Origin of the sequence: Streptomyces spinosus, from assembly GCF_020400655.1 — a bacterium.
Classification (GTDB): domain Bacteria; phylum Actinomycetota; class Actinomycetes; order Streptomycetales; family Streptomycetaceae; genus Streptomyces; species Streptomyces argyrophylli.
Genome location: NZ_JAINRC010000003.1, coordinates 284,310 through 296,878 on the forward strand (window position 1 = coordinate 284,310; position 12,569 = coordinate 296,878).

Annotated in this window: 12 protein-coding genes; 4 read left to right on the top strand and 8 right to left on the bottom strand. The window is 73.9% G+C overall.

Annotation, left to right across the window (positions count from 1 at the left end; genetic code table 11):
• Positions 1-358: 358 nt before the first annotated feature.
• The 4 genes from LG395_RS08190 to LG395_RS08205 all read right to left on the bottom strand — a co-directional run bounded on the left by LG395_RS08190 (position 359) and on the right by LG395_RS08205 (position 2,944).
• The gene (locus LG395_RS08190) at positions 359-832 is read right to left on the bottom strand and encodes an ATP-binding protein (RefSeq protein WP_225809050.1); all 474 of its coding nucleotides are present in this window, start codon (positions 830-832) and stop codon (positions 359-361) included.
• A gap of 550 nt (positions 833-1,382) precedes the next feature.
• Positions 1,383-1,682, bottom strand: coding sequence for a hypothetical protein (locus LG395_RS08195; protein ID WP_225808942.1), 300 nt, complete (start codon positions 1,680-1,682; stop codon positions 1,383-1,385).
• Positions 1,683-1,877: 195 nt separating this feature from the next.
• On the bottom strand, positions 1,878-2,390 hold the full coding sequence (locus LG395_RS08200; RefSeq protein ID WP_171155307.1) for an EF-hand domain-containing protein: 513 nt from the start codon (positions 2,388-2,390) through the stop codon (positions 1,878-1,880).
• 179 nt (positions 2,391-2,569) lie between these two features.
• The gene (locus LG395_RS08205; RefSeq protein WP_171155305.1) at positions 2,570-2,944 is read right to left on the bottom strand and encodes an STAS domain-containing protein; all 375 of its coding nucleotides are present in this window, start codon (positions 2,942-2,944) and stop codon (positions 2,570-2,572) included.
• A gap of 340 nt (positions 2,945-3,284) precedes the next feature.
• Here LG395_RS08205 and LG395_RS08210 point away from each other — a divergent pair, with 340 nt between their 5' ends.
• A complete protein-coding gene (locus LG395_RS08210; RefSeq protein WP_171155303.1) occupies positions 3,285-3,842 on the top strand; it encodes a sigma-70 family RNA polymerase sigma factor in 558 nt (185 codons plus the stop codon).
• A gap of 284 nt (positions 3,843-4,126) precedes the next feature.
• Positions 4,127-5,314: a zf-HC2 domain-containing protein gene (locus LG395_RS08215; RefSeq protein WP_372463216.1), complete on the top strand. Its 1,188-nt coding sequence runs from the start codon at positions 4,127-4,129 to the stop codon at positions 5,312-5,314.
• Between the two features lie 39 nt (positions 5,315-5,353).
• On the opposite strand, the gene purU is transcribed toward LG395_RS08215, so the two are convergent.
• Together purU and LG395_RS08225 are read right to left on the bottom strand one after the other, a co-directional pair.
• On the bottom strand, positions 5,354-6,238 hold the full coding sequence (purU, locus tag LG395_RS08220) for a formyltetrahydrofolate deformylase (protein ID WP_225808943.1): 885 nt from the start codon (positions 6,236-6,238) through the stop codon (positions 5,354-5,356).
• Between the two features lie 61 nt (positions 6,239-6,299).
• Positions 6,300-6,797: an SCO4402 family protein gene (locus tag LG395_RS08225; protein ID WP_171155297.1), complete on the bottom strand. Its 498-nt coding sequence runs from the start codon at positions 6,795-6,797 to the stop codon at positions 6,300-6,302.
• 117 nt (positions 6,798-6,914) lie between these two features.
• Here LG395_RS08225 and LG395_RS08230 point away from each other — a divergent pair, with 117 nt between their 5' ends.
• Positions 6,915-8,237 (top strand): ABC transporter substrate-binding protein, encoded by a 1,323-nt coding sequence (locus tag LG395_RS08230; protein WP_225808944.1) that lies wholly within the window; start codon positions 6,915-6,917, stop codon positions 8,235-8,237.
• Positions 8,238-8,247: 10 nt separating this feature from the next.
• On the opposite strand, the gene LG395_RS08235 is transcribed toward LG395_RS08230, so the two are convergent.
• Both LG395_RS08235 and LG395_RS08240 read right to left on the bottom strand, forming a co-directional pair.
• Positions 8,248-9,945 carry a hypothetical protein gene (locus LG395_RS08235; protein WP_171155293.1) on the bottom strand — a complete coding sequence of 566 codons (1,698 nt, stop codon included), beginning with the start codon at positions 9,943-9,945 and terminating at the stop codon, positions 8,248-8,250.
• Between the two features lie 200 nt (positions 9,946-10,145).
• Positions 10,146-11,531 (bottom strand): NsdA family TPR-like regulatory protein, encoded by a 1,386-nt coding sequence (locus LG395_RS08240; RefSeq protein ID WP_171155292.1) that lies wholly within the window; start codon positions 11,529-11,531, stop codon positions 10,146-10,148.
• A gap of 283 nt (positions 11,532-11,814) precedes the next feature.
• On the opposite strand from LG395_RS08240, the gene LG395_RS08245 reads away from it, so the two are divergent.
• Positions 11,815-12,480, top strand: a complete 666-nt coding sequence (locus tag LG395_RS08245; protein WP_171155291.1) for a bifunctional DNA primase/polymerase — start codon at positions 11,815-11,817, stop codon at positions 12,478-12,480.
• Positions 12,481-12,569: the final 89 nt, after the last annotated feature.

Genomic DNA, 12,569 nt, shown 5'->3' on the forward strand with positions numbered 1-12,569 from the left:
TCGACCGTGCCGTGCCGTGCCGGTGGGGCGGCGGCCGGTGTGTCGGGACCGGAACCGGAATCCCGAAGAGTTGTCCACAGCCTGTGGAGAAACCGGCCGGCGCGCGTTCGGTGCGACCGCGGTCGGCGGCGCGTGCCTTCCCCCCACCGTCACGCACACGCGCCGCCGTCCGATGCGACCCGCACTCGGCGAGGACCGCGCCTCGGGCCCTCGCCGTCCCCTCGCGGCGGATCGACGCACCCCAGCCTGATCAGGCACCCGGGGAACGTCAACGCCGGTACGGGGCCGTGTTGCGGCAGCCCGCTCACAGCACCCGCGCACGGGTGCACCGCCCCGGCGCACCGCCGCTCCGGGCCCGTTACACCGCCTCGAAGGCGAGATCCTCGTACGCGGACAGTCCGCCCCCGCACGCCACCGCGGCGCTCTGCCGCGACTGGGAACAGCGGTCCAGTTCGCACCAGACGCTCTTGCCGGCGTCCTCGGGGCTCCAGCCCCAGCGGTCGGCAAGACAGTCCACGAGGGCCAGGCCCCGGCCGCCGGTGGCGTCGTCGTCGGCGCAGCGGGGCACGGGCGCGCGCGAACTGCGGTCGGTCACCTCGACCCGCACCGGGGCCGACGCGCCCTTCTCGTCCGCCGCACCCGGCAGGCAGAGCCGCAGCACGGCCGGCCGGCCGGTGTGCACCACGGCGTTGGTCACCAGCTCGGAGACGAGCAGGATCAGGGTCTCGGCCAGCGGCTCGTCGGCCGTTATCCCCGATCCCGCGAGCCGCGAGCGGGCCCACCTCCTCGCCCGCCCCACCTCCGCGGGGTCGGGCCGGATCTCCAGCTGCACTTGAAGCACCTGCACCGCTCACACCATCCGAACCGGCGGATCCATGACCCCACGCCGACCACGCTCCGCGGTCCCAGCCGCGGCGGCGATCACGAGGGCCACGATCCTAGCCATTTTCTGCATGGCCAGAACAACGGCCAGAGCAAGGGTCACGGACCGTGACTCCCTTGCGAGACAGCATGGTTGACGTACAGTCACCCCAACAAGCGCTTCGGGCATATTCCCGCGCGAAGGAGTACGCCTGGGGCATACTGTGCGACGCTCGTGCCGGGGAGTCGAACAGACGGGGGCGACGGGCCTGACCGCCCCGTGAGCTGCGGCGCACACCGCGCGACCCGGCATCGCCCCAGGGGCACCGCCGGCCCGGCTCGTCCGCGCAGCCACTCGCATCCCACACAAGGTACCCGAGCGGACACCCGACTCCGGGCCGTGACGAGTCGCGTGAAGGACACAACCCGATATCGACGCTCCGTGACGCCGACAGGCCACGATCCGCGACATCGTTGGCCATGGCTTTCCGGGTGCGGCGGCCCGCAACGCCGCCGGCGGCTCAGGGGTCCGGCGCTGCGGCGAGCAGCTCCTCGCACCGGGCGCTCCCCCCGGCGCGCCGCGCCCGCACCCAGGCCCGTTCCAGGCGCAGGCGCGCGTCGGTCTCCGAGGTGAACACCGTGCCGTCGTGCGCCCGGAGGCAGTCGGCGGTCCCGCGTACGGCGGCCTCGTCGGCGGGCAGCCGGGCGGCGGCGATGCCGGCGGGACCGGCCGTGACGGCGGCGCCGCAGACGGCGCCGCGTGCGGTCTCGGCCCGCACCAGCCGGTCCGCGCACAGGTATTGGGGGGCCCTGGAAGGCACCGGCGGACCGTCCGCATGGTTCTCGCGTCCGGGCGTGTCGCACGGCCGGCTCGCACACCGACGCTCACCGCAAGGCTGCGCGGCGGCCGAACGGCGGCCGGGCACCCCCGGACCGGCGCCGGCGGAGGCCGTGTCCTTCCCGCGCGCGGGAGGGCGGTCCGGTCGACCGCGCCCGGACCGTGCCGTGGGTCCCCGCTACTCGGGGACCGTGAAGTAGCGTGCGAACGCCGGGACGACCTCCGCCTCGCCGATCCTGCCGTCGCCGGCGGCGTCGAGAGCGGCGGCGGCCTGGCGGGCGGCCTCCTGCGGGACGCGGAACACGCGCAGCACGCGCGCGGCGTCGGCCGCGCCGATCCGGCCGTCGCCGTCCGTGTCGGCCACCGCGAGGGCCGCGTGCAGGAAGGGGCGGGCGATCTCGGCGAAGCGGTCGGGGTTGTCGCGCAGCCGCTTGACCGCGCCGCCCACGAACTCCTCACGGCTGACGCGCTGGTCGCCGTCGCGGTCGGCGATGCCGGCCATGCCCTGCCAGAACGCCTCCGCGCCGGCGTACAGCGCCTGCCCCTTGTCGGAGCGGGCGGGTACGGCGAACTCGGCGAGCAGCGCCTTGGCCGCCGCGTTGAAGTCCTCCCGGTCGATGTAGCCGTTGCCGTCCTGGTCGAAGGTGGCGAACCGGGCGGCGATCCTGCGCTCGTACTCGGTGCTGACCATGTCTGTTCGGGCCGCCTTAGGTGGGGGTCGTACGGGTGGTCCTGCCCGTGGGCGGGGGTGACCTGGCAGGGAGCGTACGACGCGGACGGCCGGCGGACGGCGGGAAACCGGCGGTTGTGCCAAGACCGGGGGAATTCCGCGACAACGGTGTGGCCCTGTCGCGATGCCGTGACGGCCGTTCAGGCGGAGAGCGGCCCGGCCTCGTCCGTGGTCGCGGAGTCGACGTCGGCGTGGACGTCGAAGAGGCGGCGCACGCCGAGCGCGCCGAGCACACGGTTGACGTGCGAGCCGTCCTCGGCCCCCCGGTCCGGCAGGATCAGCCGCAGCCGGCCCTGGCAGGAGCGGATCAGCCGGCGGGCGGCGACGAGGACGCCGACCCCGCTGGAGTCGCAGAAGAACACGTCGGAGAGGTCCACGACGAGGCTGTGGTGTCCGTCGGCGACGATGTCGTGCACCCGCTGGCGCAGCACCGGCGAGGTCATCAGGTCCAGTTCCCCGGACACCCGGAGGACGGCCCACTCGCCCTGTTCGACGCCGGTCACGCTGAATGCCACGGCCCTGCCCTCCGCTCGCCGGATCCCCCGGAACCGCCCGGAAACGGAAGCAGTTCCTACGTTTCTTGTCGCGCAGCTGCCCAGCGGCCGTTCCCTGAAACGTGATGCGGCAAACGGCAGTCGATCGGCTAGGGACTTGTTTCGGTCACTATCGATCCTGTTCGATCAAAGGCGCACGCATCTTGTGTGAAGGATGTGTGAAGGGGGCACTATCACCTGCGGCCCTCCCAGGGGCGCACATTGACACAAAGGGGCGTGCGCCGTCAGGCGTGCCGACTACATTCGAGAGGGCAGGACCGACAGGCTGGACGGGCCGGACAGGGCGAGGGGAGGGGACCGCATGGCCAGGAAGGACGTACCGCCCCGCTGGGACCGCAAGATGCAGCAGCGGCTCGCGCGCGGTGAGGCGGCCGCCCTCGGCGAGGTGTACGACCGCTTCGCCTCCCTCGTGCACAGCCTCGCCCACCGCGTCCTCTCCGACGAGCAGGACGCCGACGCCGTCACCCGCGAGGTCTTCGCCCACGTCTGGGAACACCCCGAGACCTACGACCCCCAGCAGGGCCCCCTGCGCTCCTGGATCGCCGCCGTCACCCAGCGGGTCGCCGTGCAGCGGCTGCGCGACCGGGAGGAGCCGGAGCAGCCCCGGCGCGAGGAACTGGAGAGCGAGGTCCGCCGCGCCTCGGTCGCCGCCCGCGCCGACTACATCGCGCACTCCATGCCGGCCCCGCTGCGCGCCGCCCTCGACCTGGCCTACTTCCAGCGCCGCGACTACCGCCAGACCGCGGCCGACCTCGGCGTCACCGAGGACGAGGCCCGGCGCCGGCTCCGCCTCGGCCTCCAGCTCCTGTCCACCGCCCACGACACCGGCACACCGCCGGGATACCGGGGTGCGGTGTGACGGGGACGGGCGGCTCCGGGGCGCACGACGGGTACGGCGAGTACGGCGAGCATGCGGGCCGCGGGGGAGAAGAGGCAGCCCACGGCGGTGACGCACGCGGGCAACGGCCGCGGGGGGAGGGCGACTTGGGCGGGCACGACTTCGGGGACGACGGGCGTGGTACCGGAACCGAGGGTTCCCGTACCGGGAGTTCCGGCGGGCGCGGCGGCTCGGGGGACGTGCCGCGCGGTGCCGGCGGGTCCGGGCCCGCCCGGGCGCCCCGGATACCCACGCCCCGCGCGTCCGTGGAGGACAGCGGGCTCCCGCTGCCCGACCTCGCCGATCCGAAAGACCGCGAACCCGTGCCGCTCGACCTGTCGCACGACGTCCTGAAGTCGCTGCTCGGCGCCTGGGCGCTGGCCGCCTGCTCGGCCGCGGAGACGGCGGCCGTCGAGGAGCACCTGGGCGGCTGCGGTCCCTGCGCCGACGAGGCCCGCCGGCTGCGCGAGGCCGTCGGCCTGCTGCACCAGCCGGAGAGCCTGGACCTGAACCCGGCGCTGCGCACCCGCGTCCTGGCCGCCTGCCTGAACCGCCGACCGCCGCGCATCCCGGTGCCCGACTGGGCGGCGGCGTACGACGCCGAGACCGCGCGGCTGGACGCGCTGCTCCAGGACTTCGGGGACGCCGAGTGGCACGCGCCGGTGCGACTGCGCTGGTTCGAGGCCGACGCACCGACGAGCCGTCGTACGACCGTCGCCGGGGTGATCGCGCACCTGCTGTCGGTGGACGGGCTGATCGCGACGGCGCTCGGCCTGGAGGACCCGCTGGCCGAGGTCGCCGACGCCGGCAAGGACGCCGTGGGCCCGGCGGGCCGTACGGAGGCGTTCTGGCGGGCCTCGCACTTCCCGCCGACGCGCTCCGTGCGGGGGCCGTGGCGGGAGCAGAGCCACAGCCTGGTGCGGACCGTGTCGTTCACCGGCGGCCACGCGGGCGGGCTCACGGTGCCGTACGGCGACTTCGCGCTGCCGTTGCACGACGCGATGCTGGACCGCGCCTTCGAGTGCTGGGTGCACGCCGAGGACATCGCCGAGGCGGTGGACTATCCGTACGCGCCACCCGCGCCGCGCCACCTCAACCGGATGATCGACCTCGCGGCCCGTCTGCTGCCGACGGTGCTCGCGGCGCGCCGCCGGGCGGGACTGTCCGCGCCGGGCCGCCGGACCCCGCACCTGGTCCCGGCCGGCGCGCCCGGCCGCAGCCTGCGCCTGGAAATCGAGGGTGCGGCCGGCGGCGAGTGGCTGATCCCCCTCGACTCACCGGCGGCGGTGGGCTCCGCCGACTTCGAGGTGGCCCACGTGGCGCTGGACGGCGTCGAGTTCTGCAAGCTGGCGGCGGGGCACGTGCCTCCGGCGGAAGCCGCGGCCGGTCAGGTCGGCGACCGGGAGGCGATCAAGGACGTCCTGTTCGCGGTCGCGTCGCTGAGCCGGATGTAGGGGCCGGGACCGGGCGCGGCTGCGGCTGCGCGGCTGCGGCTAGGCGAACACCACCGTCCGGCGCCCGTTGAGCAGGATCCTCCGCTCCGCGTGCCACTTCACGGCCCGCGCCAGCGCCTGGCACTCCACGTCCCGGCCGATGGCGACCAGCTGGTCCGGCGTCACGCCGTGACCGACCCGCTCGACCTCCTGCTCGATGATCGGCCCCTCGTCCAGGTCCGCGGTGACGTAGTGCGCCGTCGCGCCGATCAGCTTCACACCCCGCGCGTGCGCCTGGTGGTACGGCTTCGCGCCCTTGAAGCTCGGCAGGAAGGAGTGGTGGATGTTGATGATCCGGCCGCTGAGCTGCTTGCACAGGTCGTCGGAGAGGACCTGCATGTAGCGGGCGAGGACGACCAGCTCGACCTTCTCCTCGCGGACGATCTCCAGCAGCCTGGCCTCGGCATCCGACTTGGTGTCCTTGGTCACCGGGATGTGGTGGAAGGGGATGTTGTAGGACCCCACCAGCTCTTCGAAGTCGGTGTGATTGGACACCACCCCCACGATCTCCACCGGCAGCGCGCCGATCCGGGCCCGGAACAGCAGGTCGTTCAGGCAGTGCCCGAACTTGCTGACCATCAGCAGGATGCGCATCTTCTGGTCGGCCCGGTGGATCTGCCAGTCCATGTGGAAGGAGTCACCGATCGCGGCGAAGCTCGCCCGCAGCTTGTCCACCGTCACCGGAGCCTCGGCCGAGAAGTGGACCCGCATGAAGAACAGTCCCGTGTCGTGGTCGCCGAACTGCTGGCTGTCCTCGATGTTGCAGCCGGTCATGAACAGGTAACTGGACACGGCGTGCACGATGCCCTTTTTGTCCGGGCAGGAGAGCGTGAGGACGTACTGGTCGGCCGGCGCGGCGGCGGAAGGGGTGGACTGATCGGTCATGCACCACAGGGTCCCACACCGGCCGTCCGCCAGGGGGCGGCCGTCCGCCACGCGGACCCCGTCAGGACCTCGTCAGGATCCGCAGCACGTCCAGGCTCTTCGGCGGTGTGTCCGGGTCCTCCCCGTCGCTCACCGACATCCGCACGTGCGCGTCCCGGGCCGCCCGCACCGCGTCCGGCCAGCCGGAGTGCTCCACATAGGCGGCGACCGGCGCGTCCGGGCCGACCTGGTGCATGATCCGCAGCACCCGCAGCACGGCGGTGTCGACGAGCGCCGCCTCCTGCGAGTCCCGGAATATGGTGCCGACGTACTTCTCGGCCGACCAGCTGTCCAGCCAGGTGTCCTCCACCAGCCGGTACACGGCGTCCGTGACGTCACCGTAGCCGTCCACGCCGGCCAGCCAGACGTCCCGCTGGAACACCGGGTCGGAGAGCATGTGCAGCGCCGAACGGACATTGCTGCGCCAGCGCCACCACGGCATGTCGTTCAAGGGCATGCCGCCCATGGTGGAGGAGCGACGGCCGCGACGGGAAGAGTTCTCCGAACCTTGCACGGTCATCGATCGTACGTTCCCCGCCGCGCAGGCCCGACCGGCCCCCGTAATTCACCTCCCTGTCACCCTTCGTTGACCAAGGGTCACTCCCGGGTTAGTACTGTGAGGGAATCGTGCGGGTGCATGACCGGCAGGCGACGCACGCGCAGTACTCCCCCCGTCCTTCCCCGCCCCGTCAGAGCCACCGCCCTCGCGGCGGGCGCGGTGGCCCTCTGTGCGTCGCTCACCGCCGCGTGCGGGGTCATCCCCGGTGCCACGGGGGGCTCCGGGGACGACCCCGTGAAGGTGATGACCTGGGCGCCGCAGGACACCGACGCGACCAACAAGCCCGGCATGCCCGCGATGGCCCGCGCCTACGCCAAGTGGATCAACTCCCACGGTGGCATCAACGGCCGCAGGCTCGAGGTGCTGACCTGCAACGACCACAACGACGGCGTGGGCGCCGCGAAGTGCGCCCGGCGCGCGGCGACCGAGGACGTGGTCGCGGTCGTCGGCTCCTACAGCCAGTTCGGCGACTCCTACCTCGCCCCGCTGGAGGGCGCAGGCATCCCCTACATCGGCGGCTACGGCGTCACCAACGACGAGTTCACCGGCGGCATGTCCTACCCGGTCAACGGCGGCCAGCCCGCCCTCCTGGCCGGGCTCGGCAGGGCGCTCGCGGAGAGCTGCGGCAACGTCGCCCTGGTCCGCCCGGACAGCATCGCCGGCGACCAGCTGCCCGCGATGCTCGACGCCGGCCTCAAGGCGGGCGGCCACGCGGAGGCCGGCGACCAGCTCGCCGCCGACGACGCCACCGAGTACGGCGGCCAGGCCGAGCAGGCGCTGCGCTACGCGACCAAGGGCGCCACGAGGAAGGGCTGTGTGGTGCCCGCGCTCGGGGACCGCACGGACACCTTCATGGACTCCTTCCGGCGGGCCCGCGAGAACTTCCCGGCCGTGCGCACGGCGACCGTGCTGGGCAGCGTCGACCAGACCGTGATCAACGCGAGCGGCGGGGCGTCGGGCCCGTACGAGGGGGCGTACATCACCGGCTGGTACCCGGTCGCCTCCGACCCCCGCTGGGACCCGATGAAGAAGGTGATCAACGAGGAGGCCTTCGGCGACAACCGCATCGACCCCGCGGACGCCGGTGTGCAGACCACGTGGATCGCCTACACCGTCCTCAAGGCCGTCCTGGAGAGGATCGGCGACGGCGAGGTGAGCGCCGACACCGTGCGGCGCACCCTCAACGACGGCCTGCGGGTCTCCACCGGCGGCCTCACCCCGACCCTGCACTGGCCCTACGAGAGCAAGCTGGCCGCGGTCGGCTTCCCGCGGCTGGTCAACGCCGACGTCACCCTCCAGGTCGTGCAGGGCGGCAAGCTGGTCGCGGCCCGCAAGGGCATCGGCGGCGCCCACGGGGTCGCCGACATGACCGCGACCCTGGAGCACGCCGACGTGCCGTGACGGCCCGCGGTCACAGCTGGGTCGGCTGGCGCTGGGTCAGGCCGTACTTGCCCGCGATCGCGTTCCACAGCGCCGCCGCCTTCGTCTTCTGCGCGCTGGCGGTACCGCTCTCCCGGTTGCCGGCCTGCGTCTCGCCGGTGGTGCGCGCGTGTCCCTTGCGGCAGACCTTGTGCCCCTTGGCCTGCTCCGCCCAGGCCGCGTAGTGGTTGTCGGCAGCGGCGGACGCCTGCCACGCCTTCGTCAGCGCGGCCGTCAGATCGGCGTTGCCGGGCAGCTTGTCCACGGACAGCCTGCCGAGCCGCGTGACCAGTTGGCCACGCTGCCGGGCCGCGTCCCGCAGGCTGGAGGCGGCCTGGTCGAGGTTGTCGCACTGCTTGACGTCCGCCACCGCCTGGATCACCGAGGCCCGGCTGCTGCCGCTGTCCGCGAGCAGCTTGTCCAGCTCGACGGCCTGCTGCCGGGCGGGGTCGGCGGCGGGCGAGGCGGAGTCCTGGGCGGCCGGGGAGGTGGCGGCGACCGTCTTGCCGTCCCCGCCCTGGTCCTTGTCGTCACCCCCGCCGCTGAGCAGCGCGCCGGCGCCGACGCCGAGCACGACGATGCCGACGCCGACCGCGGCGATCAGCGGCACCCGCGACCGGCCCCGGCGCCGCCCGCCGTCGTCGTGACCCGCGTCGTACGACGGCTGCGCCGGGCGGTACGACGACTGCGCCGGGCCGGGATAGGCGTCCGGCTGCTGCACCCGGGGCAGCTGCTGGGTGGACCCGGCCGGGCTGTCGCCGCCCCCGGGGCCGCGGAAGAGGTTGTCGAACTCGGCGGGCGGCTGCCGGTCCGCCCCCTGCGCCTGAGCCTGGGCGGCGTACGGCGGGATGTACTGCGTGGCCTCCGCGTCCGAGGGCGCGGGTGCCGCCTGCCGGGGCGCCTGGCCGGGGTAGCGGGTGTCCTCACCGGCCGACTCCGGCGGCAGCGCGCCGGGCGTGACCGGCGGCATGTACTGGGTGGCCGCCTCGTGAACGCCGCCCCCGGCGGGGACCGGCGGTATGTACTGGGTGGCGCCGTCCGCCTGCACGGGCGGTATGTACTGGGTGGCGCCCTCGTCGCCGGGCGCGGCGGGGCCGGCGGGCACCGGCGGCAGGTACTGGGTCGCGCCGTCCGCGCTCGGGGGCAGCGGGGCACCCGCGGCCGGGTACGCGGACGGCTGCGGCGCCGCGGGGGCCTGTCCCGGCACGGACTGCGCCGGGTACGGCTGCTGCTGCGCGTGCTGCTGGTACGGGTCGGGCGCGCCGTAGGCGGGCTGCTGGGGCGCGCCGTAGGCACCGGTGCCGGACTGACCGCCGCCGTACCCGGGCTCCTGACCGCCGTAGGAAGCCGTCGGGCCGCCGTAGCCCGGGGCCTGGCCGCCGTACGACGGGGCCGGGGCGCCCTCCGGGGGCAGCGGGCCGGGGTTCGCGGCCGCCGGGGGCCGCCGGCCGGCGTCGGCGGGGGTGTCCCACTGCGAGGCCGCCGGGGGCCAGCCCTGGTCCGACTGGGGCGTCTGCTGCCCGGGGCCCCAGGAACCGTTCCAGGCCTGTCCGCCGGCCGGGTGGGCGGGGGCGGGGGCGGGCGTCCCGGTCATCCCCGGCAGCAGGGGCTCTCCTCCGTCGGAGGGCAGCACGATGCCTTCGCGCGCGGTCCGCGCCGCGGGCTCCTCGCCCTGTCCACTCTGCGTCACCGGGACTCCTACTAATGGGGGACCTTGTGAATCGTCGGCTCACGCTACCGGCTCCCCCGAGCCCCGTGCCACGCAGCGCCGTTCGCGACCTCCTCCCTGTGACGGCGGTAACACCACCGCACCGCGATGCGCCGTTCACGGCACCCGGCGCACACCCGGGTGCCGTTTCCCGCTCGTTCACGCGCCGGCGGGTCCGGTGTTCACGCGGCCTGCTGGAGGTCGAGGCGCGCCCCGAACTCCCGTACCACCGCCTCCTCCCGGAAGGGCTCCAGCCGCTGCTGGAGGTCGTCCAGGTACTCGGCGCCCCGGTTGGAGCGGAGCGTCTCCAGCAGCTCCACCGCCTTCATGCCCGTGGCGCAGGCCTGCTCGATCTCGCGCTGCTGCACCTGGGCCGTGGCGAGCAGCACATAGCCGATGGCGCGCCGGCGGGCCCGGGACTCCGGGTGCCCGGCCAGCGACTGCTCGGCGTACCGCGCGGCCTGGTCGGCCTGCCCGAGGTCGCGGTGGCAGTGAGCCAACTCGTCGGCCAGGTAGGCCTCGTCGAAGTGCGCGATCCACACCGGGTCGTCCCCGGCGGCGCCGTCCGCCCCCTCCATCGCCGTGACCGCCCGCCCGCCGGCCGCCTGTGCCGCGCGCGCGTCTCCCAGCAGGGCGTGCCCGCGCGCCTCGGCGGCGTGGAACATCGCCTCCACACGCGGGGTGACCTGCCCGCGCGTCCCCTCCTGCGCCGCCCGCGCCAACTGGGCGATCTCCCGCGGGTTCCCGAGCTGCGCGGCGAGGTGGCTCATGGACGCGGCGAGCACGTAGCCGCCGTACCCGCGGTCCCCGGCGGCCTGCGCGAGCCGCAGCGCCTGGATGTAGTACCGCTGGGCGAGGCCCGGTTGCCCGGTGTCGACGGCCATGTACCCGGCCAGCTCCGTCAACCGGGCCACGGCGGCGAAGAGTTCCCGGCCGACCGCCTCCCGGTAGGAGCCCGCGAGCAGCCCGGAGACGACGCTGTTGAGGTAGTGCACGACGACCGGGCGCACGTGTCCGCTGCCGTACTGGTGGTCGAGGTCCACCAGCGCCCGGGTCATGGACCGTACGGCCGCCACGTCGGACTGGCCCACGCGCGGGCCCGCCTGCCGGGCCACCTGCGGGTCCGGCGCCGAGATCAGCCAGTCGCGGCTCGGCTCGACCAGCGCGGAGGCGGCGACGGAGGAGCCGGACAGGAAGTCCCGGCGCCCCACGTCGCTGCGCCACAGCTCGCAGACCTGCTCGATGGCCCCCAGTACCGTCGGCGAGAACTGGAGACCGACCCCCGAGGCGAGGTTCTTGCCGTTGGCCATGCCGATCTCGTCGATCGTGACCGTACGGCCGAGCTTGCGCCCGAGCGCCTCGGCGATGATCGCCGGCGCCCTGCCGCGCGGCTGCTGGCCGCGCAGCCAGCGGGCCACGGACGTCTTGTCGTAGCGCAGGTCGAGGCCGTGCTCGGCGCCGCACATGTTGACCCGCCGGGCCAGCCCGGCGTTCGAGCACCCCGCTTCCTGGATGAGTGCCTGCAGCCGTTCGTTCGGCTGCCTGGCCACGAGAGGCCTTGCGGCCATGTGCTACCCCCTGTGTCGCGATCCCCTGGAGCGTGTTGCGATCCTCCGGAGCACAAAGTTCCGGCCGGAAGATCACTGCCCAGCTGACATACCGTCAATGCGTGACATGTGCGGTTTGCCGGGGTAAAAGCGGTTGCCCCCCTCCCTGGCTACCCATCTCACGCCCCGCCCCCTCCCGCGCGCCCCCGGCCATGCACCCATGCGCCCCGACTGCCGGACCGGTGCTCCTCCCCCGCGCGCGTCACGGCCGTAACTCCAGGTGGGCGCGGGAGTTGAGTGGAACGTGGAAAAGACGATCGCGGGCGCCCAAGACACTCAGACGGCCGGTCACATCCCGAAGCAGCGAGGGGAATCGCTGCTGGAGACCGCCGTACGCTACGCCGAGGAGCGGCACTGGGACGTGTTCCCGGGCACCTGGCTGGAAGCCGTCGACGGCCGGCAGCGCTGCTCGTGCGGCGACGCCTCCTGCCCTGCGCCGGGTGCGCACCCCGCGCGCCCCGACTGGGCGACCCAGGCGTCCGGCAGTGCGACCGTCGTGCACCGGATGTGGCAGCAGCAGCCGGCCGCGGCGATCCTGCTGCCGACGGGACGGACCTTCGACGCGCTGTCCGTCCCGGAGAGCGCGGGATTCCTGGCGCTCGCCCGTATGGAGCGCATGGAGCTGACGCTCGGTCCGGTCACGCTGACTCCGGACCGGCGCATGCAGTTCTTCGTCCTGCCCGGTGCGACCGCGAAGGTGCCGGAGCTGGTACGGAAGCTCGGCTGGGCGCCGGCGTCACTGGACCTGGTGAGCCTGGGCGAGGGCGCGTACGTGGTGGCGCCGCCCACGCGGTTCGGGTCCCGGGGGGCCGTGCAGTGGGCCTGCCGGCCGACGCCGGCGAACCGTTGGCTGCCGGACGCGGAGGAGTTGGTCTCGCCGTTGGCCTACGCGTGCGGGAGGGATCGTTAGGCGGATCGCCCACTCGTCTGCCGGGTCGTTCTCTCGCCGGCGAGTGCGGGTGAGTGGTGCGTACTCGCGCAGTTCCCCGCGCCCCTGAA